The sequence below is a fragment of the Arsenophonus sp. aPb genome (assembly GCF_029873475.1).
In the GTDB taxonomy this organism is placed as follows: Bacteria; Pseudomonadota; Gammaproteobacteria; order Enterobacterales; family Enterobacteriaceae; genus Arsenophonus.
In genome coordinates this window covers 2,117,967-2,141,916 of record NZ_CP123499.1, presented here as the reverse complement: position 1 = coordinate 2,141,916, position 23,950 = coordinate 2,117,967, and the positions used below count along the sequence as shown (strand labels likewise).

The 23,950-nt window shown below is 36.3% G+C and carries 19 protein-coding genes and 1 tRNA gene; 15 read left to right on the top strand and 5 right to left on the bottom strand.

All coding sequences use genetic code 11. The annotated features are described in order from the left end of the window. Position 1 precedes the first annotated feature (1 nt). The 5 genes from QE177_RS09555 to potD all read left to right on the top strand — a co-directional run bounded on the left by QE177_RS09555 (position 2) and on the right by potD (position 5,826). A complete protein-coding gene (locus tag QE177_RS09555; protein ID WP_280549104.1) occupies positions 2-1,336 on the top strand; it encodes an MFS transporter in 1,335 nt (444 codons plus the stop codon). Between the two features lie 443 nt (positions 1,337-1,779). Continuing rightward, on the top strand, positions 1,780-2,889 hold the full coding sequence (gene potA, locus QE177_RS09550) for a spermidine/putrescine ABC transporter ATP-binding protein PotA (protein WP_280549102.1): 1,110 nt from the start codon (positions 1,780-1,782) through the stop codon (positions 2,887-2,889). Continuing rightward, the gene (gene potB, locus QE177_RS09545) at positions 2,879-3,739 is read left to right on the top strand and encodes a spermidine/putrescine ABC transporter permease PotB (protein WP_280549100.1); all 861 of its coding nucleotides are present in this window, start codon (positions 2,879-2,881) and stop codon (positions 3,737-3,739) included. Before potA ends, potB begins: the two co-directional genes overlap by 11 nt. Then, positions 3,736-4,521: a spermidine/putrescine ABC transporter permease PotC gene (potC, locus tag QE177_RS09540; protein WP_026823475.1), complete on the top strand. Its 786-nt coding sequence runs from the start codon at positions 3,736-3,738 to the stop codon at positions 4,519-4,521. The genes potB and potC overlap by 4 nt, the downstream gene beginning before the upstream one ends. A 258-nt stretch (positions 4,522-4,779) precedes the next feature. Beyond that, positions 4,780-5,826: a spermidine/putrescine ABC transporter substrate-binding protein PotD gene (potD, locus tag QE177_RS09535; protein WP_280549094.1), complete on the top strand. Its 1,047-nt coding sequence runs from the start codon at positions 4,780-4,782 to the stop codon at positions 5,824-5,826. Positions 5,827-5,980: 154 nt separating this feature from the next. On the opposite strand, the gene QE177_RS09530 is transcribed toward potD, so the two are convergent. Both QE177_RS09530 and QE177_RS09525 read right to left on the bottom strand, forming a co-directional pair. Then, on the bottom strand, positions 5,981-9,331 hold the full coding sequence (locus tag QE177_RS09530; protein WP_280549092.1) for a thioester reductase domain-containing protein: 3,351 nt from the start codon (positions 9,329-9,331) through the stop codon (positions 5,981-5,983). Between the two features lie 208 nt (positions 9,332-9,539). Beyond that, a tRNA-Arg gene (locus QE177_RS09525) sits at positions 9,540-9,614 on the bottom strand. A 487-nt stretch (positions 9,615-10,101) separates the two neighbouring features. On the opposite strand from QE177_RS09525, the gene mlaA reads away from it, so the two are divergent. Continuing rightward, positions 10,102-10,872: a phospholipid-binding lipoprotein MlaA gene (mlaA, locus tag QE177_RS09520; RefSeq protein ID WP_280549090.1), complete on the top strand. Its 771-nt coding sequence runs from the start codon at positions 10,102-10,104 to the stop codon at positions 10,870-10,872. Between the two features lie 284 nt (positions 10,873-11,156). On the opposite strand, the gene fadL is transcribed toward mlaA, so the two are convergent. Beyond that, entirely contained in the window at positions 11,157-12,446 is a 1,290-nt protein-coding gene (gene fadL, locus QE177_RS09515) for a long-chain fatty acid transporter FadL (protein ID WP_280549089.1), read from the bottom strand. Between the two features lie 361 nt (positions 12,447-12,807). Between fadL and QE177_RS09510 the strand changes: the two genes are divergently transcribed. The 4 genes from QE177_RS09510 to sixA all read left to right on the top strand — a co-directional run bounded on the left by QE177_RS09510 (position 12,808) and on the right by sixA (position 17,577). Further along, positions 12,808-13,104, top strand: a complete 297-nt coding sequence (locus QE177_RS09510) for a YfcZ/YiiS family protein (protein ID WP_280549087.1) — start codon at positions 12,808-12,810, stop codon at positions 13,102-13,104. A 248-nt stretch (positions 13,105-13,352) separates the two neighbouring features. Then, positions 13,353-14,651, top strand: a complete 1,299-nt coding sequence (gene fadI / locus QE177_RS09505; RefSeq protein ID WP_280549085.1) for an acetyl-CoA C-acyltransferase FadI — start codon at positions 13,353-13,355, stop codon at positions 14,649-14,651. Continuing rightward, the gene (fadJ, locus tag QE177_RS09500) at positions 14,651-16,825 is read left to right on the top strand and encodes a fatty acid oxidation complex subunit alpha FadJ (protein ID WP_280549084.1); all 2,175 of its coding nucleotides are present in this window, start codon (positions 14,651-14,653) and stop codon (positions 16,823-16,825) included. Before fadI ends, fadJ begins: the two co-directional genes overlap by 1 nt. Positions 16,826-17,073: 248 nt before the next feature. Beyond that, the gene (gene sixA, locus QE177_RS09495) at positions 17,074-17,577 is read left to right on the top strand and encodes a phosphohistidine phosphatase SixA (RefSeq protein ID WP_280549082.1); all 504 of its coding nucleotides are present in this window, start codon (positions 17,074-17,076) and stop codon (positions 17,575-17,577) included. Positions 17,578-17,592: 15 nt separating this feature from the next. Here the strand turns inward: sixA and smrB are convergent, their stop codons facing one another. Next, entirely contained in the window at positions 17,593-18,141 is a 549-nt protein-coding gene (gene smrB, locus QE177_RS09490) for an endonuclease SmrB (RefSeq protein WP_280549081.1), read from the bottom strand. Positions 18,142-18,362: 221 nt separating this feature from the next. Here smrB and prmB point away from each other — a divergent pair, with 221 nt between their 5' ends. From prmB to QE177_RS09465, 5 genes are all read left to right on the top strand, one after another. After that, complete coding sequence (prmB, locus tag QE177_RS09485) at positions 18,363-19,295, top strand: 50S ribosomal protein L3 N(5)-glutamine methyltransferase (protein ID WP_280549079.1); 933 nt, start codon at positions 18,363-18,365, stop codon at positions 19,293-19,295. An 82-nt stretch (positions 19,296-19,377) separates the two neighbouring features. Beyond that, positions 19,378-20,448: a chorismate synthase gene (aroC, locus tag QE177_RS09480; RefSeq protein ID WP_280549077.1), complete on the top strand. Its 1,071-nt coding sequence runs from the start codon at positions 19,378-19,380 to the stop codon at positions 20,446-20,448. Positions 20,449-20,467: 19 nt separating this feature from the next. Further along, positions 20,468-21,010 carry an elongation factor P hydroxylase gene (locus QE177_RS09475; RefSeq protein WP_280549075.1) on the top strand — a complete coding sequence of 181 codons (543 nt, stop codon included), beginning with the start codon at positions 20,468-20,470 and terminating at the stop codon, positions 21,008-21,010. A 30-nt stretch (positions 21,011-21,040) separates the two neighbouring features. After that, complete coding sequence (locus QE177_RS09470) at positions 21,041-21,316, top strand: YfcL family protein (RefSeq protein ID WP_280549073.1); 276 nt, start codon at positions 21,041-21,043, stop codon at positions 21,314-21,316. Between the two features lie 57 nt (positions 21,317-21,373). Continuing rightward, positions 21,374-21,880 (top strand): GNAT family N-acetyltransferase, encoded by a 507-nt coding sequence (locus tag QE177_RS09465; protein WP_280549071.1) that lies wholly within the window; start codon positions 21,374-21,376, stop codon positions 21,878-21,880. A 27-nt stretch (positions 21,881-21,907) separates the two neighbouring features. Here the strand turns inward: QE177_RS09465 and mnmC are convergent, their stop codons facing one another. Continuing rightward, positions 21,908-23,938 (bottom strand): bifunctional tRNA (5-methylaminomethyl-2-thiouridine)(34)-methyltransferase MnmD/FAD-dependent 5-carboxymethylaminomethyl-2-thiouridine(34) oxidoreductase MnmC, encoded by a 2,031-nt coding sequence (mnmC, locus tag QE177_RS09460; RefSeq protein ID WP_280549069.1) that lies wholly within the window; start codon positions 23,936-23,938, stop codon positions 21,908-21,910. Positions 23,939-23,950: the final 12 nt, after the last annotated feature.

Sequence of the window (23,950 nt, the reverse complement as noted above, 5' to 3'; positions counted from 1 at the left end):
TATGTTGCAAATTGCTTGTTTACTTTTAGGTAAAAAATTTATGCACCAGCAGGCGATTTGGTTGCTAATTGGTGGGCTGTTATGGGCTTTATTGGGCTTAGTGATATTGTGTGATGAATTAGGACAAACACGTTATATTCCGGTGGTCTGGATAAGCATATTCACATTAATTGAGAGTTTAATTACTCTGAGTGTCGCCAATAGTGGAATTGGTAGCCAAAAATTTATTCTTTTTCTCAAAGGTGGATTATTTTTTCTGGTATCTGTTTCTCTTTTAATTGATGATAATTATAGTCATTTGATCTTATCAATAGTGTTAGGCTTTAATTATTTATTACTTGCTATATTTAGTATCGTGTCCGCTTTAGTGGTTCGTCATCGCCTATGGAAACGTACTATTTGGTTAGGTGGATTTTATTTGTTGTTTGCTATGGTGATCTTATTTCCTTATCCCCTTAGTTACCAATCGACATTTCCAATCGTTTTGGCTGTGTTATTAATGCATAGTGGAATATCTGCCATCCGTTTCTCCAGTAAATTACGCGTTATTCGACATGGACAAACGATATTTACTTTAATGGCTGATAGCGCATTATCACAAAAAGAATTTGAGCTGCAAGAAATTAAAATAGATGAAGTCATGCCACTAACTGAAGAACAGCAAACGAGTATCAATTTGTCTCATACTTCACCGCTTACAGTGCATATTTGGACGCCAGAAGGCTCGGCTGATTTACCGCCCAGACCTCGCCCAGTAATTAATCGCTATATTGCAGCTGTTGACCGTAATGGTGTTATTTCTACCGGTCACGCCGCATTGGAGATTAGAAATCAGATTTATATTAGCTTATATCCAATCGATGATATCGATCGTTCTCCTTCTGAATTTTTAAATAAATTAAAAGCTACCGAAGAAAATAATGTTGCAGGTGAATTTCAGCCTGACTATGACTCTGAAGTTTCACAGTGGTGTCGATCTGATTTTCAGATCCATTTTTATCATTATAACGCGGTTACTTTGGCAATTTTTTGGCAAAAATATCGGCAAATAGCGCTTTATAATCTAACTTACCGCAATTGCTCCAGTAGTGTGGCTTATGCGCTAGAAGCTGCCTTAGAAGGGGTATTGGCTGATAAAAGCAACAATTTTTTAACGCTGGTGAAATTATTGCTGTCGCCGGAATTATGGGTTGCATCGCAAATTCGCCAGCGAGCGATATCCATGGCTTGGACGCCGGGATTAGTTATGGACTATTCTCGCGCCTTGAATGCGCTAGTACATCCTACACCCCATTGCTGGTACCAGCGATTTTTGCGTATTTTTCACTCTAGTTAAGTGAAAAAGCTAGCCGAATAAATAATTATGAGCAGATTTGTTAAATTTAACTTATTGTTTTAACTACCTAATAGTATAAATTGAGTTTTTATAAATTATTAGCTATTAGCTATAATTTATGCAAATTCTTAATGAAAATAGCAAGCTCACTTTATCATCTCTTATATTAATTAATGGCAGGCAATAGATAGAAATATTAGATTTATTTTCGACTGCTAACTATTTAGGCTTAAGTTTAATTTAATATATTAAGATTAATGTTGTCATTTTTCTGATGATATTGCTTTTAATTTTGTGTTGCTACGTTTATCATTCTCTCTTTATTCAATCTATTGGCGCAACTGGTTTTGGCTATTGCTGGGAGTCTTCCTGATTAGCTAATACAGTCTTTTTCCTGTTGCGGTTCTATCTGCATTACTATAAGGGATAGAGTGATACTTTAAATGACTGAGACAACCTCTCTTACACCATTGATCGAATTAAAATCCTTGACTAAAGGTTTCGATGGCAAAAATATTATTTCACAGTTTAATCTTACGATTAATGATGGTCAATTTCTTACCATATTAGGTCCGTCAGGATGTGGTAAAACGACTATTTTGCGGTTAATTGCTGGATTAGATCATGTTGATAATGGGCATATTTTTCTTCAAGGTCAGGATATTACGAATATTCCGGCTGAACAGCGTCATGTAAACACTGTTTTTCAAAGTTATGCCTTATTCCCCCATATGTCGGTATTTGATAATGTTGCATTTGGTTTACGTATGCAGAAAAAATCTTTTCAAGAAATCAAGCCGAGAGTAGAAGAAGTGCTACGTATGGTGCAGTTAGAAGACTTTGCCCAGCGATATCCCCATCAGTTATCGGGTGGACAGCAGCAAAGAGTGGCAATTGCACGTGCAGTTATCAATAAACCTAAAGTTCTTTTATTAGACGAGTCCTTATCGGCGCTGGATTATAACTTACGTAAAAAGATGCAAAGTGAATTAAAAGCCTTGCAACGTCAGTTAGGGATCACTTTTATTTATGTTACCCACGATCAAGAAGAAGCGCTCGCCATGTCTGATCGTATCTTAGTTATGCGAGATGGGCATATTGAACAAGATGCGTCGCCCCGTGAAATATATGAAGAGCCAAAGAATTTATTTGTCGCCCGGTTTATCGGCGAAATTAATATTTTTGATGCGATAGCATTACACCGTATTGATGCGCAGCGTATTCGAGCCAATGTTGAAGGCTATGAGTGTGATATTTACACGAAGCTTGCTGTATCGGAAGGTCAGCCATTAAAAGTTTTATTGCGACCAGAGGATTTACGTGTTAAAGAGATAGACGACGAACAGCAGCCTGCTGGACTTATTGGACATGTACGTGAACGCAACTATAAGGGGATGATGCTTGATACCGAAGTAGAAATGAACAATGGTAAGCGGGTGATGGTCAGTGAATTTTTTAATGAAGATGATCCGGATGTAGACCACTCGTTAGCACAAAAAATTGCTGTGACATGGGTAGAAAGTTGGGAGGTCGTACTTCTCGATGAAGAATAATCGTAAAATTTTTCAAAATGTTATCGTTATCGGATTGGTTTCCTGGTTGCTTTTGTTTGCCTTCTTGCCAAATTTGATGATCATTATTACCAGTTTTTTGACCCGTGATGATGCAAATTTAGTCGACATGGTTTTTACCCTCGACAATTATACCCGGCTATTTGATCCCTTATATGTAGAGGTGATGTTTCACTCACTAAATATGGCAATTATTGCTACCTTGTGTTGTTTGATGATTGGCTATCCATTTGCATTTCTGCTGACGCGATTACCACCCAAATTGCAGCCATTAATGTTATTTTTATTGATTGTGCCATTTTGGACTAATTCACTTATTCGTATTTATGGGTTGAAGATTTTTTTGAGTACCCGTGGCTATTTAAATGATTTTTTGCTGTGGATTGGGTTGATAGATAAACCTATTCGCATCATGTATACGCAAGAAGCCGTCATTATGGGATTAGTTTATATTTTGTTGCCATTTATGGTGATGCCACTTTATTCAAGTATTGAAAAATTGGATAAATCTTGTCTTGAGGCTGCGCGGGATCTTGGTGCTAATAAATTTCAAACTTTTTTACGTATTATAGTGCCACTAACTATGCCAGGTATAATAGCGGGATGCTTATTAGTGCTATTACCAGCAATGGGATTGTTTTATGTAGCGGATTTAATGGGTGGGGCAAAAAATTTATTAATCGGTAACGTTATCAAGAGCCAATTTCTTAATTTGCGCGATTGGCCTTTTGGCGCAGCGACCAGTATAGTATTAACTATTGCTATGGGCCTACTACTCTATGTTTATTATCGTGCTGCAAATTTGCTGAATAAAAAGGTGGATTTGGCATGATTGGACGTTTTTTACGAAGTGGTTTCCTCACCATCATTTATGCCTATTTATATATTCCAATTATTATTTTGATTGTCAATTCATTTAATGCCTCACGCTTTGGTAATGTGTGGCAAGGGTTGACTATCGAATGGTATGACATGTTGTGGAATAATGATAGTTTGTTACAGGCTGCAGGTCATTCATTAACGATAGCGATGATTTCAGCTAGTTGTACTACTTTGATTGGTTCATTAGCAGCGGTGGCTTTATTTCGTTACCAATTCAGAGGAAAATCATTTGTTAGTGGTATGTTATTTGTTGTAATGATGTCTCCTGATATTGTGATGGCAATCTCATTACTATTAGTCTTTATGTTATTAGGAATTTCTTTAGGTTTTTGGTCTTTACTCTTCTCTCATATTACATTTTGTTTACCTTTTGTGGTTATTACGGTTTATGCGCGATTGAAGGATTTTGATGTGAAAATGTTAGAAGCTGCGCGAGACTTAGGTGCTAGTGAATTAACTATTTTACGGCAAATTATTTTACCATTAGCCTTGCCAGCTGTCATTTCGGGTTGGTTATTAAGTTTTACTCTTTCAATGGATGATGTAGTTGTATCTTCTTTTGTTACTGGACCGGCTTATGAAATATTGCCTCTGAAAATTTATTCAATGGTAAAAATAGGGATCTCACCAGAAGTTAATGCGCTAGCGACGGTTTTATTATTATTTTCATTAATACTTGTGCTGTTGAGTCAATGGATGTTAAAAATAAAATCGATAAAAAATATAAATTAAACCTAGTGCCAGAATTAAATGCGTTGGATCGCAAGTATTGGCATATTACCAGGATGTTAATTAGTGTATTTTGGTTAGCTATTATTATTTATTTTTTATTTTATTAAAAATCCGAAATAGTTTTTTTCTAGTAAAATTTGTCACTAAATGGCATTTATAAGCTTTACCCCATTACAGGTGCCCATATAATAACTTTTTTACCTAGACAAAAAAGTCTATGGGTTTTCACTCACTATTGTTTTATGAAGGAAACACTCTATGAAAAAGTGCTCCTCATGGCTTGCAGCAGGGATTATAGCCGCGAGTATTGGCTCAGCTATAGCAGCTGATGATGATAAGGTAGTCTATTTTTATAATTGGTCAGAATATGTTCCTCCCGGGCTACTTAATCAGTTTACTAAAGAAACGGGTATCAAGGTCATTTATTCGACTTATGAATCTAATGAAAGTATGTACACCAAACTCAAAACTTATACTGAAGGTGCTTATGATTTAGTGGTACCTTCAACCTATTTTGTGGCGAAAATGAGTAAGGAAGGCATGCTACAAAAAATTGATAAAAGTAAATTGAATCAATTTAAAAACCTTGATCCAAATTTATTACATAAATCATTTGATCCAAAAAATGATTATTCAATACCTTATATTTGGGGAGCGACAGGTATTGGTATCAATAGTGAGGTTATTGATCCTAAAACTATTACCTCTTGGGCAGATTTATGGAGACCCGAATATAAAAATGGGCTGTTATTAACTGATGATGCACGAGAAGTGTTTCAAATGGCGCTACTTAAACTGGGTCATTCAGGCAATACAACCGATCCGATGTTAATCAAAACAGCCTATGAAGAGTTAAAAAAATTAATGCCAAATGTCATGGCATTTAATTCTGATAATCCGGCTAATCCTTTTATACAAGGTGAAGTCGATGTGGGCATGCTATGGAATGGTTCTGCCTATGTAGTGCGCCAATCAGGAGCCCCCATACAATTTATTTGGCCAAAAGAAGGGGGGATTTTTTGGATGGATAGTTTAGCGATCCCTGCCAATGCGAAAAATGTTGAAGGTGCGCTTAAGTTAATTAATTTTTTGCTGCGACCCGATATTGCGGCTCAAGTAGCACAACAAATTGGTTATCCAACGCCCAATTTAGCCGCCAAGCAATTATTACCAGCAGAACTTGTGGCAGATAAAACCCTCTATCCTGATGAAGAAACCTTAAAAAGAGGAGAATGGCAGAATGATGTGGGCAATGCTAATATTTTATATGAAAGTTATTTTCAACGATTAAAAGCGGGCCGTTAAATTTCATTAGGCTATTTTTATCTTGAGCAAAATTATTACAGTGAAGCACCATCATAATATTATGGTGCTATATTATTTACTGCTAGCTATTAAATCAGAAATCATGATTAATAATCATATTTAATAATTTTGTTAAAAAATTAATTTAGTTATTCTAAATTAATAGATTTAGTGCCTTAAAGTCAGCGATATATTTACTAATTAAGGATGGTGTAATAGCAGGTATTGTATTACCAACAATAGAAGAGAATTTATTAGGTTGAAGCCAAAAATTGCTAGTTATTTTTTCTGGTTGTTTTAATAGGCTAATAACAGGTAACATGGAATACTGTTTTAAATTACTAGGTAATTTTTTCATGGCCAATTTAAATTGTTGATACCATTCTTCATAATCATCTATTTTTTTGATATTAATACCTGAATTAATTAACCAATCAATAATCGTGTCAAGAGACACTTTATCATTTTGTGGATTAACCATATTGAAAGTAAGTCTCTGATTGTGATTATTTTTTGCTAATTTGATTATTGATGAAACGACAAAATCAACCGCTAATCCATTATAATGAGGGGATTGATTACTATTTGATTGATAAAAAGATTTTGGCGCAATTTTAGTATTAATGATACTTAATAATAATCGGGTAAATACATCGTTAATATTAAGCTCAGTAGCATATTGGCGATGTGCAAGTATCATGCTTGGGCGAAAAACGGTAACGGGTAATTTAAAATGGTTATTTGCCTCATGGAGCAAAATTTCACTCGCCCATTTACTAATAGCATAGCCATTCGCGTATTGATTATTAATTTCTTGGTAAGGTATTGCTTCACATATATTATCATCTTCGCTTAAGGGTTTATTATTATCGGAAGGTATCACAACGATAATGCTGGAAATGAAAACGAAATGTTTTAAGTGATTGACGAGCGCTAATTTAATTAATTCGGCCGTGCCTAGCACATTTGTTTCGAAAAGGAGTTGATAGGGAAGTATATGATTAACTAAAGCGCCAGCATGAAAAATATGATCAATATTCTGCGATAAATAATGCCATGTTTTTTCATCAAGTCCTAAGTTTGGCTTAGTTAAGTCACCCGCATATACCGTTAGATGTTTATCGGCAAGTTGCTTAAATTTAAGTGCTAGCTGGTCGTTGTGTGGACTAAAAGTATTAATTAAACGTTGTCTGGCACTATCACTATCTTTTTCGCGTATCACACAAATTAATTTACCGTCAGTTTTATTTAATTCTTCCAATAGAGCTAAACAAAGAAATTTTCCTAGATAGCCATTTGCTCCGGTCAATAATACGTTATGAAAGCTCGATAAGGATCGTGAAGAATTTTTTATTGGTTGTAAAATTTCGGGATCGATAAATTTATCTAAAGCTAATTGATAGGCATAAATTTTCTTTTTATCTATACCATGTATGGTAGCAAAAGTTGGGCGTAAATTTTTTACACATTGATTTGATTTTATATAATCAGCAATATCATCCAGTGTACAAGTTGGATTGGCAATCATATCGACTGGGATCATGATCCCCCAAATTTTTTCTAATTCTAATGAAAATTGTAATGTAGATAAAGAATCACCCCCAAGTTGGCGAAAAGTTGCTGCTGAATTAATAACCATACCAGGAGAGCCTACTAGATATTGAGTTAATTTTATTACCGTTTCTAATATATTTTCTTTATTAATATGTTGTGAAAAATTAGAGAAGTCATTATTGCAGATTTCTTGATGTAATTTATTCAAATCATTAATATAATAAGTTTTAATTTTTTGCCTTAATGGTTTTCCTAGTTCCGATAATAAGCCATTTTTCTGACTGAATGGTTCTGTATCGATTAAGAAATCTCGTGGAGCTTCATAGGGTTTTAAATTGGCGTCTTTAGCAATTTTTTTAAGTGATTGTTGAATTAATTGTTTGATTTCGTTATCTTGTTTATTATAGTGATATAATAATTCTGGTATAGGAATAATAACAGCTAATAAATAAGACCACTTGCTATTGCCATAAATAAAAATATCCTTTATTAAAGGGCTCTCTTTAAATAGAGTTTCAAGCATTGTTGTAATAATAAATTCACCTTGAGAAAGTTTAATAACATTTTTTCTTCTTTCTATAAAGACTAAATGATCTTTCGCTGTCTCTTTGACGATATCTCCAGTTTTATAATAACCTTGTTCATCAAAAATTTGGCTATTTAATTCAGGATGTTTGTAATAACCTGAAATAATGGTGGCTGTTTTAAGTAATAATTCACCTCGCGGATAAGGTTTATCGGTTGAGTAATAACCTAGCTCAGGAACATCGATAAGTTTATAATCCTCCACCGGTGGTTTTAATACCTTATTATCATTACAGATAACCAATGTTTCTGTACTGCCATAATCATTATATAATTTTATTTCAAATAGAGATTCAATGAAATCAGCTAACTTCTTAGCAAGATGTCCTGAACCAAAGCTTATATTTGTTATTCTACCGCCAAAAATATTGGTACGTATCTCTTTTTTAAGCTTGATATCAAGCAGGGGATCATGGGTGGTTTTTTTTCTCACTTCTAATTCACTTTGATATTGTTGAAATATCATTTCACATACTCTAGGTACTAATGAAAGTTCAATGGGTTTTGCTAAAGCAATATCTTCGAATAACGTGGATAAATTACTTTTAGCTACTAGATAACAAGTACCACCTTTAGCTAACTGATTTGTAAATTTTAGGTTTCCCCAACAATGGCTTATTGGTAAATACAGAACAGTCGTATTTTCTTTATTAGTATTATTGGCAAATAGGCTAGCGTCCCACATATTTGCTACAAATTTTTCTGTATAAATAGCGCCTTTGGGCGCACCAGTACTACCTGAGGTATAAATTATCATCGATATCGAAGATGTATCATGACTATTCTCAGGATAAGGTACTTTCGGTAACTTGCTACCTAAACGGATAATATTTGGTAATTCTTCGATTTTGATAATTGATTGATTTTGTAATTGTTCTAGTTTTTCTGCATTGTCATGGGAAGGATCATAATCGAAAACAATGATTCGTTTTATTGAGTTATTATTTTTGGCTAATTCTACTGCTATAGGTAAGTATTCTATGCTGGCTGCGATTATTCGTGGTTCTATTTCTTGTAAAGTAAGTGTTAATTCTTTATTTGATAAATTAGTTTGTAGTGGAACTATAATTGCATTAATTTGTACACAAGCGAGATTAATAGCAATATAGTCACTATGAATAAAGGATAGGATAACAACTTTATCACCGGCTTTTAGTGGGTATTGGTCATGCTGATACCATTCATTAGCAATACTTTCAGCTCTATTCCATAATTGTTGATAAGTGATTGTTTGATATTTTGCTGCTAATTGGCAAACAATGCGCTTGGATTTAGCATCTTTTATATAACGCTTCACACGCTCGCCAATAGCAGGGCGATCATGATGTTTTTTTATAATATTTTCAATAATATATACTAAACGCATAACGCCTCCTTGTTATTTTTAGTACGAAATAAAAGTATATTAATTATACAAGAGGGCTTAACGTATGTTCAGTGATATTAAGTGAGTTGCAAATCAGGGAGATAAATTTACACAAAGTAGGGTAGGAATTGTAATAAACGATAAGAAATATATGAGGTAGCAACTATAACTTTATGTTGATTAAAATTAATCGTTATCAATTTGTTAATGGTGTCCCCTGCAGGAATCGAACCTACAATTAGCCCTTAGGAGGGGCTTGTTATATCCATTTAACTAAGAGGACATAATATCTTTTTAGGCTAACTTATCTTAAGATGCTGCTCATTCTACTATTAAATCCCTATTAAAATCAACTTGTTGAATACAATTAGTTTAATTTTATTGCTGATGGCTAGATTTGTATTTAATTGGTTTGATTATTAGCCATGTTATATATGTAGACGATTTGTAAAATTATGATTTTATAAATTATAATTTTATAATAAATTTAATAATGATTGTTATTTAATTTGGTTTTCTGTTTTACATTATATCGTTTTCATCATTTTGAGAATAATTTTTTTATTTTGTTTTTGTTAATATTTTTTTGTCTATAACTTAGTGTTATTTATTTGTTTTTTTAACCTATCTGCTTATTTAAAATAATGGCCTGCACATTATATGCTTAGATAAATAGTGATTAAATTCTTATCATTAAATAAAAAAGTAAGTAAGATTAAATTAATGTGGATATATAATTATGAATGGACCATCTATGTGAGGGTGTTTTGTTGAATAGAAAAACAAGATTTAAAACATATCGCTTATGCGGAGTATTGTTTGCAGTAGGATTGCTAACAAGTTGTTCCAGTACACCTACTGATAATCAACAGCGCTCTGATCCGCTAGAGAGTTTTAATCGAACAATGTTTGATTTTAATTATCATGTGCTTGATCGTTATGTGGTGCGTCCAGTTGCGATCGCCTGGCGTGATTATATTCCTATGCCTGCTCGTAATGGTCTAGTCAATTTTTTGGCTAACCTGGAAGAGCCTGCAAGTATGGTAAATAATTTTCTACGTGGCGATATCTATCAAGGAATGAAACATTTCAATCGTTTTTTCCTAAATAGTGTTTTTGGTATGGCAGGTTTGATCGATATTGCTTCAATGGCTAATCCTAAACTTGCTAAACAAGAATCTAATCGTTTTGGTAGTACGTTGGGATATTATCAGGTTGGCTATGGTCCATATGTGGTATTGCCAGGTTATGGTAGTTTTACCTTACGAGAAGATGGGGGCGATTGGGCTGACAAGGCTTACCCGATGTTAAGTTACCTTACTTTTTGGATGTCAGCAGGAAAATGGGTGTTAGAGGGAATTGAAAAGCGGGCACTTTTATTAGACTCTGATGGCATTTTACAAAACTCCTCCGATCCTTATTTAATGATTAGAGAAGCTTATTTTCAAAATAAAGATTTTAAGGCACAAGGAGGCGTGTTGAAACCGACTATTAATCCTAACGCTGCTGTGATTGAAGAAGATTTGGATTCTATTGATTAGTAGAAGATGGATACATTTTAATTTAAATGCTAATGGATACAAAATAACGGTAAGGTGATTTATTGATTTTTGTGGTCGACTTAAGTCTATATAAATTAAAAAGATAATTAATAATATAATTGTTTACTAATCATTATTTTCGATAAATTATTTATTATCATTTAATTAGTAAATACTGGTATGGCTGCGATATTTGGATATTAATTATATTATCACTAAATATTTTCCTATAACCGATTTTAGGAAGGATAGCTGTTGCTATCCTTTTGTGTTTTCAGTAAAAATTAAAATTTGTAGTTAAAGTTAACGCCAGCTAACCAGGCGCTTCCACTAGATTTAAACTCATAGGCTGGGAGGGTAGGGCTACCAGGCATTAGCGGCATTTCTTCTTTGATTTTTACGTTTTGACCATGCATGTAGGAAATACCTACGTCAACTGAGGCATTTTCGTTAAAGGCATAAGTTGTACCGGCACTGATCCAAAAGCGATCTTGATCAGGAATTGAGATCGAGCGATTTTTAGCTGGCACCGGGCTATCATCAAAGGCAATACCGGTACGAAACGTCCAATGATCATCATGATAGTAGGTAGTGCCTAGCGCAATTCGGAAAACATCTTTAAAGCCTTCATGTTTATTAAATAAAACTTGTCCACTGTCTTTTGCGGTGGCTTTCAGTTCTTTAAACTGACTCCAACTGGTATAGGCTAAACTATAATGAACAGCCCATTTAGGTGCGACTTTATTATAACCGGAGATTTCCCAAATTTCGGGCAAATTCAGATCCAGTTTACCTTTAATGCTGTTGCCGCCTAAGCCACCAGGTATCAATGTGGGAAGCTCATTACTATAGTCGCCATTAAACTTTATTTTAACTTCTGAACGATAGGTAAAGCTGTAACGATTATTCTCATCTAATTCATACAAGATGCCGGCATTCCAGCCATAGCCCCAATCATCCCCCTTAAGTTTGGCAATAGTGGTTGATTTAGGCAGCCCTTTTAGAGGTTCAAGTTCCCCTATGTGACGGGTGATTTCTGCATCGGCATAAACTGCATTTAAACCCAGACCTGCACTGAAATGCTCATTAAACCGATAAGCCCCACTTAAGTTAAGGTTAAGTGTGGTCAGATCGGTTTTTCCGCCAATAGGCCCGGCATTATAGTTGTGATTGAATTCGGTGGCTAAGCCGTAATTAGTGGTAATTGAAGAGCCAACTGCCCATTTTTCATTTACGGGAAAAATAAAATGGGCATTGGGTATCCAGGCATGAGGAGCGATGTTTCTTGAAGTGGTACTGTTACCAGTGACAGGTGATTTTCCTTTTATATCAACGTCAGGATTAATATAAATTGCACCAAAAGAGAGCGTAGGGTTATTGAATAACATCATAGCAGCTGGATTGCGGCTACCAACGCTAGCATTATCGCCAATCGCCCCTTCGCCTGAAAAAGCACGCCCCAACGCAGAGGTGGAATATTCGTTCAGTTGAAAGCCAGCAGCGCTAGCATTTGTTGAAATAAAACTTACAGCCATTGCCAAAATTGTATGTTTGAACAGGTTTTTCTGGTTCATAACCAAAACCCCTTAAATTATATTTATGATAAGAGCGACATGGTTCGTCGCAATAGAAAGGCCAGCAATTGTATTGGCTCCATGCCAATATGGCAAATCAGACCAGTTGACTGAGTATAGAATTGAATACCGGTTTTATTACAAGCATGTTCACTACGTATATGTTAGTTGTTTGTAAAAATGTGATTTATTTAACATAAATTGGTGCATCAATTATGCGAAGTGGTTGAGATAGCGTAACAATAGGATATTAGATCAAATAACTACTTGAAATTTTATAGATTATTAGATATTGACTGGTGTTTTTTTGTTAATTGGCGTTATGATTATATTTTGTTAATGTTTATTGTTGGAAAGAATTATGTCGGACGCTAAAAATCGTTGTCATGCTGCAGAAACTGCTGCTTGCTGTTGTGTTGATGTGGGTACAGTGATAGATAATCAAAATTGTACTGCTTCTTTTGAAAAAAATTTTTTAAATCAACAAGAAGCTGAAACAACGTTAATACAGTTGATGGAAAAAGCGCGGGCTGTTGAATCGGAGCCTTGTACCATCGAACATCAGATTCAGCCTATAGCTGAAGGTGTTAAATTAATAGCGAACTTTACCTTTTGTTGTGAAGCTGAAACGCTAATTTTTCAATTAAATTTACGTTAAGTGAGTTTAACCATGCCTACAGATATTCTGTAGGCATTTGTTCGTTGAGCTGTTCTCAATATTTTGACTTGTTTGACAAATAAATATTCATATCTTGTGTGCCGCCTCTCAGTTTTTAATTTTTATTATTTTTCTTTCACTACATTTGAATAACAATTGATTATCAGATCAGACCTCTGTGAAGTATTGGGAATGATTAACTATAGTTTCATTTTTCATTTTTTATAAAAAGGGAAGCGAGATCTGCTATGAACTACAACGTTAAGAATACTGATCGTATCGCAATTGTTTCTGGGTTACGTCTTCCTTTTGCTAAACAGGCAACGGCTTATCATGATATACCTGCTGTCGATTTAGGCAAAATGGTAGTAAGTGAATTAGTTATACGTAGTGGTATTGATTCTCAATTTATTGATCAAGTAGTTTTTGGCCAAGTTGTTCAGATGCCTGAAGCGCCGAATATTGCTAGAGAAATTGTTTTAGGGACAGGACTACCCGTTTCAACAGATGCTTATAGTATTTCTAGAGCATGTGCTACGAGCTTTCAGGCTATTACCAATATTGTTGAAAGTATGATGGCAGGCACGATCAAGGTCGGTATTGCTGGTGGTGCTGATTCATCATCAGTTTTGCCTATTGGTGTAACTAAAAAAATGGCCAGCACTTTAGTTGACCTTAATAGAGCAAAATCAATAAGCCAACGTTTGCTACTCTTAAGCAAATTAGGTCTTCGTGATTTTCTTCCTGTTTCACCAGCAGTAGCCGAATATTCTACTGGCTTAAGAATGGGAGATACTGCTGAACAGATGGCAAAAACCTATCATATCAGTCGTGAAGAACAAGACGCTTTTGCTCATCGTTCCCATATCCTAGCTGCCCAGGCTTGGGATAGTGGTGTATTACATAAAGAAGTCATGACAGCGCATATACCGCCTTTCCTAGAGTCATTATCGCAAGACAATAATGTTCGAAAAGACTCAACGCTTAGTTCTTATGCAAAGTTAAAACCCGCCTTTGATCGTCGACATGGTACTGTTACCGCCGCGAATAGTACGCCAATGACTGATGGTGCTGCAGCCGTAATGTTGATGTTTGAATCAAATGCGAAAACATTAGGTATAACCCCATTAGGTTATATTCGTAGTTATGCTTTTTCGGCTATTGACGTATGGCAGGACATGCTATTAGGCCCTTCTTATGCAACACCATTAGCTCTCAAACGCGCTGGATTAAGTTTGAAAGATCTTACCTTAATTGATATGCATGAAGCTTTTTCTGCTCAAGTATTAGCTAATATGAAAATGTTTGCGAGCAAAAAATTTGCTCAAGAAAAATTGGGGCAATCTGAAGCGATTGGTGAAATTGATATGGAAAAATTTAACGTATTAGGCGGCTCTCTTGCTTATGGACATCCATTTGCTGCTACAGGTGCTCGTATGGTTATCCAGACACTTAATGAGTTACATCGCCGTGGCGGTGGTTTGGCGTTAACAACCGCTTGTGCAGCAGGCGGTTTAGGTGCAGCAATGATTTTGGAGGTTGAGTAATGATAACCAATAAAAATGAAGAAAAGAACTTACCTGCAATTACTAGCTATCCTGTGTTTCATTTGTCCGTCAAACAAAACAACATAGGCGTTATTTCCATAGATGTTCCCGGCGAAAAAGTTAATACATTAAAAGCTGAATTTGTTGATCAATTTTATATGATATTACAACAGGTACAAGCAATTGCAGGTTTGAAAGGTATTATTATTATTTCAAATAAACCAGGATGTTTCCTTGCTGGTGCTGATATTAGTATGATTTCCAATTGTAAAACAAAAGAAGAAGCAACACAGCTTGCTATGACAGGACAAAAATTATTTAACCTGCTTGAAAATTATCCATTACCGGTAGTTGCAGCAATTGATGGTGTATGTTTAGGCGGCGGATTAGAATTAGCGCTTGCTTGTCATATAAGAATTTGTACTCTGTCAGAGAAAACGCGTCTTGGTTTACCTGAGATAAAACTAGGTTTAATACCTGGTTCTGGAGGAACACAACGTTTACCTCGTTTAATTGGTTTAATTAATGGATTAAATTTGATTCTGACTGGCAGACAATTAAGACCAAGGCAATCACTAAAATTAGGTTTAGTTGATGATATTGTGCCGGCAGAAATTTTATTGGAAACGGCAATTAGCTGGATTGATAAAGGGAGAAAAGGCAAAACATATTTGCCTGTTATGCAGCGTTTATCAGAATTACCTATTATCAGAAATATCCTATTCGCGATAATTAAAAATAAAACAAATTCAAAAAGTAAAGGTCATTATCCAGCGTTAGAAAAAGCAATTTCAGTGGTGACTATTGGCTATGATAAGGGTGTGCAAGCTGGGCTTGAAGCAGAAGCGAAAGCCTTTGGGGAACTGGCTATGACACCAGAATCTGCTGCTTTACGCGGTCTTTTTTTTGGCTCGACTTCGCTAAAAAGTGAAATGGGTAGTTTTGAAAAATCTGCTACAATTCATCAGGTGGGTGTGTTAGGCGGAGGTCTCATGGGAGGTGGTATTGCCTATGTGACTGCAACGCGTGGAAAATTGCCTGTTCGAGTGAAGGACATTAGCAATAGTGGGCTTAGTCAGGCATTAAAATTTAGTTGGCATCGCTTAACTGAGCAAGTTAACCGTAAACGTCTTTCTGTACGAGCTCGCGATCAACAGATGATGTTAATTTCAGGCACATTAGATTATAAAGACCTTGAAAAAGCACAAATTATTGTTGAGGCTGTTTTTGAAGATTTGGCATTAAAACGTAAAATGGTACAGGAAGTAGAGGCAATGACATTAAATAACGTTGTTTTTGCCTCTAATACATCTTCGTTACCTATCCATAAAATTGCGGAGTTTGCTAAGCACCCAGAACGTATAATTGGACTTCATTACTTTAGTCCAGTCGACAAAATGCCATTGGTTGAAGTTATCCCTCATAGTAAGACGAGTGATAAGACGATTGCTACTGCTGTGGCACTGGCAAAAAAACAGGGTAAAACCGCAATTGTTGTTACTGATGGTGCAGGTTTTTATGTCAATCGGATATTAGCACCTTATATCGCTGAAGCGACCCGTTGTCTGTTAGCTGGTGAATCAATTGAGAATATTGATAATGCTTTAGTTAAATTTGGTTTTCCCGTTGGCCCATTGAACTTGTTAGACGAAGTCGGAATTGATGTAGGCACTAAAATTATGCCGGTGCTTGTTGAACAATTTGGCGAACGATTTTCTGTCCCTTCAGAACTTAATATCATATTGGAAGATGATAGAAAGGGACGTAAAAATGGCCGAGGTTTTTATCTTTATAAGAAAAATAAGATTAGTTGGCCTTGGTGTAAAAAACAGCGTCAAGTCGACACAACCATTTATGAACTACTTAATATTCAACCCAAAACAATTTTATCTGATCAGGAAATTGTTCAGCGCTGTATTATGCTGATGCTGAATGAAGCTACTCGTTGTCTTGACGAAGGGGTTATTCGTCATGTAAATGATGGTGAAATTGGTGCAGTGTTTGGAATTGGTTTTCCTCCTTTCACTGGTGGACCATTTCGATATATGGATCAACAAGGTATATCGAATATAGTTGACATAATGCATCAATTAGCACAGAAATATGGTAACAATTTTGTTCCTTGTGAAAGGTTAATTCAAATGGCTAAATCAAATAAAAAATTTCATCAGTAGTGGATTATTAATAAGTATTTTTAAACCTTACTAATATCATGGCCTTAAGCGTGAATTCAATTTAACTTGATATAAAATAAACTTTTTTTTCGATTTTTATGAAAATAAAGCGGTTCCTTTTTTTGTAATTTTAGTGCAGAATCTCGGGTTGCCTTGCCCTGCATATTTTCCGGCAACAACATTAGCGAGTAATGAGAGGGCTCCTATGTAGGGGGTTAGGTGAAAATATTTTACTCAAATGGTGGATTATGCAAGTTTTTATTATGCGTCATGGTGACGCAACTCTAAATACAATTAATGATGCAGCAAGAGAACTTACTCTTAAAGGAATAGAAGAATCTAAATTAATGGCTGGTTGGCTAGCACAACAAAATCCAGTATTCGAACGAGTGTTTACTAGCCCATATGTAAGAGCAGTACAAACTTATCAGGCCATGCAGCCATTATTGCCATATTCAGGTGAACATGAAGTATTGACGGAACTTATTCCTGATGGAGATCCGCAATCTATTGCTAATTATTTGCAATTACTTGCCGAGGGTGGTGTAAGAACAGCATTGATTGTATCTCATTTGCCATTAGTCGGTTATTTGGTATCGGCTTTATGCCCACAAGAAATTCCGCCTATGTTTGCAACATCTGCGATTGCTTATGTAGAGATGAATACTGAAATGCAGCACGCTGAATATAGATGGCAACGGGCACCTTCTCAAATATTGCAAAGTGTTAATAAACTAGCGGCACATTTCTAGTGTTGGTTTTAGCTGTTATCTGCGCTGAGTTTCGTCAGTTTCGACTAGGACTAGCAACGAAGCACTACCACCCCAAACTTTGGGAGCTTGATGAAAAGCAGTGATATTAGGATGTTGAGCAAGCCAGAGGGGAATTTGCTGTTTTAAAATGTGCTTTCCGTGACCATGCATAATACAGGCACAATGGATATTATTTCGGTAGCAAGCTGCGATTAGTGCAGCAATTTCTTGTTTAGCTTGTCGTTGAGATAAACCATGTAAATCGAGAAACAGTTCAGGCGTATAATCACCACGACGTAGCTTTTTTAATTCGTAAGGATTGATATCGGGTCGTAGGTAACGAGTAGGCCCCTCTACTTCCAAAAGGGGTTGATATTCATCGGAAAAGTAATAACTAACATCGAGTTGTTCTTGGAGCAAACGTTTTGCGACAAATTGCGATTTTATTTGATGATGTCGTTGTGGTGGATGACTAACGATATCATGTAGTAAAGGTTTAGTCCCTGCGATAGTTTCCTTAAATAGCTTTATTTCCTCAGCACTCAATTTGAACTTATTTTTCATTGTCATTCTATCAATCTATTAGTCAATTATTCTGTTAAGTTTATCTTATTTTTCTGTTATTACCTTCCTTATAAGCAGCAAGCTTTATCAGATATTGCTAGTATCCTAATGTTAATTAATGTTATTGCTATAAATTCCTTAACAATAAGCTGATTTGTTGAGTTGTTCATGGCAGACTATCCGTATTAAATATATGAACCTTTTATTGGTTAGGAGGAGTTTTGGACAAGATTTTTGTTGATGAGGCGGTTGCGGAACTACATACCATCCAAGATATGTTGCGTTGGGTAATTAGTCGGTTTAATGCAGCAAATATTTATTATGGTCATGGAACGGATAATTGTTGGGATGAAGCTTTACAACTTGTTTTGCCATCACTTTTTTTGCCCTTAGATATTCCTCAACAATTGTGGGTTTCTCGTCTAACGCTCAGTGAACGTCATCGTATCATTGATCGAGTATTACGTCGTATCAATGAGCATATCCCCGTTGCTTATTTAACCAATAAAGCCTGGTTTTGTGGACATGAATTTTATGTTGATGAGCGTGTTTTGATCCCCCGTTCTCCGATAGGTGAACTAATTAATAAACATTTTGCCGGGATCATTGATTATGAGCCTGCAACTATTCTAGATATGTGCACAGGTAGTGGATGCATTGCTATTGCCTGCGCCTATGAATTTCCGCAAGCGCAAATTGATGCGGTTGATATTTCTGCTGATGCATTGGCAGTAACTGAACAAAATATTTCCGCTCATGGATTCGCCGATCGGATAGTGCCTATTCGTTCAGACTTGTTTTTGAATATGCCACCGATTAAATATGATTTAATGGTTACTAACCCACCTTATGTGGATGCAGAAGATATGTCTGATTTACCAGCTGAATATCTGGTGGAGCCTAAATTAGCGCTTGCAGCAGGCTCTGATGGTTTAAAACTTGTCAGACGAATTCTAGCCAATGCCTCACGTTTCCTAACAGAAAATGGGGTGCTAATTTGTGAAGTTGGTAATAGTATGTTACACCTTATTGAGCAATATCCGGATATTCCTTTTACTTGGTTGAATTTTGAACAGGGTGGCGATGGGGTGTTCATGTTAACGCAGAAACAACTTATTGAAAATCAAGAGAAATTTAAATTATTTATCGATTAACGGGTAATTATATTTTTTCATACAATAAAATAATTTATTCATTAATTATTATGATGAATGAGAAAAATAGGAAACAAAGGGGATGGCGGGAAATTCGATAGGACAACTTTTTCGTGTTACCACATTTGGTGAGTCGCATGGTTTGGCATTAGGATGCATTGTTGATGGCGTTCCTCCTGGTATGGCGTTATCAGAAAAAGATCTGCAAACCGATTTAGATCGTCGTCGGCCTGGCACTTCTCGTTATACAACTCCACGCCGTGAACTTGATCAGGTTAAAATTTTATCCGGTGTTTTTAATGGCATAACGACAGGAACGCCTATTGGTTTGTTGATTGAAAATCAGGATCAACGGTCGCAGGATTATAGTGAGATTAAGGATATTTTTCGTCCTGGGCATGCAGATTACACCTATCAACAAAAATATGGTATACGTGACTACCGTGGTGGCGGGCGATCTTCGGCACGTGAAACGGCGATGCGTGTAGCTGCGGGTGCAATCGCAAAAAAATATCTGCAACAAAAACTCGGTATAACTGTTCGAGCTTATTTAAGTCAAATGGGTGATATTTGCTGTGAACTAAAGGATTGGGATTTAGTTGAACAAAATCCTTTCTTTTGTCCTGATGCAACAAAATTGGATGCTTTGGATGCCTTATTACGTTCATTGAAAAAAGAAGGTAATTCTATTGGTGCTAAAGTAACCGTTGTTGCAGAGCATGTTCCAGCCGGATTAGGTGAACCTGTTTTTGATCGATTAGATGCGGATATAGCTCATGCTATGATGAGTATCAATGCGGTTAAAGGTGTTGAAATTGGTGCTGGTTTTAAGGTGGTTACATTAAAAGGCAATGAAAATCGGGATGAAATAACCCATGACGGATTTGTCAGTAATCATGCCGGTGGTATATTAGGTGGTATAAGTAGTAGTCAGCCGATTATTGCCCATTTGGCTTTAAAGCCGACTTCAAGTATCACCATACCGGGGAAAACAATTAATCAGCAAGGTGAAGAAATTGAAGTGATCACCAAAGGACGCCATGATCCCTGTGTTGGTATCCGAGCTGTACCGATAGCAGAAGCGATGATGGCAATTGTACTTATCGATCATTTTTTACGCCATCGAGCACAATGTGGTGAACCAGCTTTTTAATGGTATGATGTAAATATCAATGAAAGAACATAATTATAATCATCTTATTAACATTTTTAGTGTTTGTTTTGAGAAAGAGTATCGGACACGTTTAATTAAAGGAGACGATGAACCTATCTATCTGCCGGCAGATGAAAAGATACCCTACCATCGGATTATTTTTGCACGCGGCTTTTATGCGAGCGCTTTACACGAAATTGCCCACTGGTGTATAGCCGGAGAAACTCGGCGTCAACAAATAGATTTTGGTTATTGGTATTATCCAGATGGGCGGAATGAGCAAACACAAAACGCTTTTGAAAAAGTTGAAGTTAAACCACAAGCACTGGAATGGATGTTTTGTGTGGCGGCAGCGTTTCCCTTTAATGTTAGTTGCGATAATTTAGCCGCTGATTTTGCACCCGATCGATTTGCTTTTCAGTACAAAGTTTATCAGCAGGTGCTGAATTATTTAGCAAATGGTATTCCGGCTCGAGCGAAGAGATTTATTCAAGGGCTACAGTTGTTTTATAATACCCCTCCCTTAGTGAAGCAAAATTTTATTTACCCCAAAGAGCTATAAAAAATTTAGCTAATATAAAGGAACAAAGCCATGCTTGCGGAATTGGAAACACGTATTTTAACGCAAATTGACAACAATGTTGATAGTGCTAGTCAAGATGAACTTTTTGCTGGTGGTTATTTACGTGGCCATTTAACATTGGCTATTGCAGAACTAGAAGCTGAAAATAAAAATAATATTGCAGCGCTTTCTGACCGTGTCGAACAGAGTATTGATAAGGCAATTAAGGCGGGTGAATTAACTCCTCCTGATCAGCGATTGATATTAAATACCTGGCGCAAATTGTTAGAAAATGCGCTTCAATAAATAGAAAGCGTGAAACATTAAATAATATATTGTCGCATTTTTTAAAATGGGGTAATGATGTTGGTAAGATTGGCACTACCCACTGAAGCTGAAAAATTAGTCAATATTGAACGCTCAGCAGCAACCTTATTTCGTCAAATTCCCGAGCTTGCTTGGGTTGCTGATGCACAAGGCAAATCCGTTAACCAACATTTAGAATTTATTGTTGATGGTGATTGTTGGGTTGCCGTTGAGGAACAACAACTTGTTGGTTTTATTGAAGTTGAAGTGATGGATCAAGCTTTGCATATTTGGGAATTATCCGTTGCTAGCCGATGGCAGAGAAGAGGAATTGGTCAGATTTTATTGCAACAAGCCATTATTCAGGCAAAACAACTAAGCTGTGATCATGTTACTTTAACAACTTTTCGTGATGTTGCCTGGAATGGCGCTTATTATCAAAAATTGGGTTTTACAATTATTCCGGCCGAAAAGCTTACTTTGCCACTACAAGCTATTTTAAAAAGAGAAGTGGCGTATGGATTTGCTGCATCTTCGCGTTGTGCAATGCAATATACTCTTTAATAGAGATTAAATTTTTTTGTTAAAAAGTTATTTATCTAGTTTAACCCCTCGGCCTTGTAACAATTTTCTGATCCAAAATCGGTTAGGGTGGAGATTAGCCAGTATATCGTCGTCAAAAGGTAATGGTTCAGCAAAAATTTGGCTGCAAAGTAATTCCGCGCAAATTGGCGCACTACACAATCCCCTTGCTCCCAATGCGCCAATAACAAATAGATTGGCATGAATTGGCGCTTGCAAAATATGCTGCTGCTCATTGAGCTGTTTATCTAGTTGTGCATATTGAAGAATAAGTTGATCAACATCGGGTACGTTACCGACCATCGGTAAATGATCACGGGTAACACAGCGAATGCTTTGACGTGATGCATTTTGGCTGATATCGATATCTTTTGTCCAACCAACATCAGGCAAACAAGTTAATAAGCGAGAATGGTTTTCTTGTTGTTCAAGTTTGGAATATTCTAGTGTCAGTTGATGACGTTTATAACTCGCGCCTAAGCAGTGATATTGATGATTAACTGGCGTTAAATATCCGGCGTAACAGAGTGTCGTTTGCAGTTGGTTGAGTATCGAAGTGGTCGGAATATGACTTACTTGCCCTCGAACAGCACTAACTGGCAATTTTTCTGTTTGCGAAAATAGGGGTAGTTGATGACCATTAGCGATAATGACGGTTTTATGCGTTATTTGCCGTTGCGCTTGTCCTTGATTGAATATTAATTTCCAGCCATTGGGCGTATTTTCAAGTTGCATAAGGCGATGATTAAAATAACTTATTAAACCCTGTTGTTGCGCATATTGCCAACTATTGAATGTCAGCTCGGCTGGACATAACCAACCGGCAGTTGGATAGTAGATGCCATCATGGTTAACATCAACGCCACATATAGTTCGTAATGTTTTTCGAGTTTCATGGCGTGCAAAGTCAGGTGGCCAGTTTTTTATCAATATTTGAGCGATTTTTTGTTGGCTTTTTGCGTCATAAGCTAATTGTACTAAGCCGTTCCAATCATGTTCAAATGCAATGCCTAATCGTTCCAGTTTGCTGTAGTGACGTTTTGCGTAAGTAAAAGCAGTGATAAAAAAACGCTCTAAGCTATCGTAGCGACCGGTTAATAATGGATAAAGTGCACCTTGACGATTGCCGGAAGCGTTTTGTGCCACGCTGGGATCCTGACAATATAAAGTTACCCGACTTCCTCTTCGTAATAAAGCAAGCGCGGTCATCATACTGGCAATCCCGCCGCCAATAATGGCAATATTCTCGGTGGCGGATGCGGCTTGTCGAGCGAACCAAGGTTGTGGCGCAGATTGTTGATTTACGGGTAATTGACCAACTAGCATTTCACGTTTACGGCCAAAACCTTTGATTTTTTTTACTTGAAAACCAGCTTTTTCTAATCCACGACGAACAATACCGGCTGAAGTAAAAGTGGCAAAAGTGCAACCAACACGTCCCCAATTTGCCATTGCAGTGAACAGTTGTTCACTCCACATTTGGGGATTTTTAGCCGGAGCAAAACCATCTAAAAACCAACTATCTATTTTATTGAAAAAATTAGCTTTTAATTGAGGTAATTGTATATTTATATCGCCAAACCAGAGATCAAGAATAATTTCCCCATTTTCTATAACTATTCTATGACAACCAGGTAACGATTGAGGCCATTGTTGACAAAGCTGTTTAGAAAAAGTGGCGAGCTCAGGCCAAAATTGATGAACGTTTATTAAATCCGTAATAGACAAGGGATATTTTTCAAAACTGATATAGTGTAAACGTTGTAATTGGCTTTTAGTCGCTTGTTGGCGAAACTGAATAAATAACTGGCAGACTGCCATAAAGTTTAATCCAGTGCCAAAACCAGTTTCTGCAATAACATATTGTTTAGTTGAATGAGACAGAAAGCGATTTGGCAACTGATTACCCGCTAGGAAAACATAACGTGATTCTTCTAAACCATTTTGCTTAGAGAAATAGACATCATCAAACTGTTCAGAGACGGGGATAGCTTGTTCATTCCAGCTTAATTTAGCTTGACTGATCTCATTTGTATTCACAAAATTATCTAC

Bases quoted from the DNA above. Each gene is read 5' to 3' on its own strand.
- QE177_RS09555 (WP_280549104.1), top strand. From the start codon at position 2: ATGTTGCAAATTGCTTGTTTACTTTTAGGTAAAAAATTTATGCACCAG.
- potA (WP_280549102.1), top strand. From the start codon at position 1,780: ATGACTGAGACAACCTCTCTTACACCATTGATCGAATTAAAATCCTTG.
- potB (WP_280549100.1), top strand. From the start codon at position 2,879: ATGAAGAATAATCGTAAAATTTTTCAAAATGTTATCGTTATCGGATTG.
- potC (WP_026823475.1), top strand. From the start codon at position 3,736: ATGATTGGACGTTTTTTACGAAGTGGTTTCCTCACCATCATTTATGCC.
- potD (WP_280549094.1), top strand. From the start codon at position 4,780: ATGAAAAAGTGCTCCTCATGGCTTGCAGCAGGGATTATAGCCGCGAGT.
- QE177_RS09530 (WP_280549092.1), bottom strand. From the start codon at position 9,331: ATGCGTTTAGTATATATTATTGAAAATATTATAAAAAAACATCATGAT.
- fadL (WP_280549089.1), bottom strand. From the start codon at position 12,446: ATGAACCAGAAAAACCTGTTCAAACATACAATTTTGGCAATGGCTGTA.
- QE177_RS09510 (WP_280549087.1), top strand. From the start codon at position 12,808: ATGTCGGACGCTAAAAATCGTTGTCATGCTGCAGAAACTGCTGCTTGC.
- fadI (WP_280549085.1), top strand. From the start codon at position 13,353: ATGAACTACAACGTTAAGAATACTGATCGTATCGCAATTGTTTCTGGG.
- fadJ (WP_280549084.1), top strand. From the start codon at position 14,651: ATGATAACCAATAAAAATGAAGAAAAGAACTTACCTGCAATTACTAGC.
- sixA (WP_280549082.1), top strand. From the start codon at position 17,074: ATGCAAGTTTTTATTATGCGTCATGGTGACGCAACTCTAAATACAATT.
- smrB (WP_280549081.1), bottom strand. From the start codon at position 18,141: ATGAAAAATAAGTTCAAATTGAGTGCTGAGGAAATAAAGCTATTTAAG.
- aroC (WP_280549077.1), top strand. From the start codon at position 19,378: ATGGCGGGAAATTCGATAGGACAACTTTTTCGTGTTACCACATTTGGT.
- QE177_RS09475 (WP_280549075.1), top strand. From the start codon at position 20,468: ATGAAAGAACATAATTATAATCATCTTATTAACATTTTTAGTGTTTGT.
- QE177_RS09470 (WP_280549073.1), top strand. From the start codon at position 21,041: ATGCTTGCGGAATTGGAAACACGTATTTTAACGCAAATTGACAACAAT.
- QE177_RS09465 (WP_280549071.1), top strand. From the start codon at position 21,374: ATGTTGGTAAGATTGGCACTACCCACTGAAGCTGAAAAATTAGTCAAT.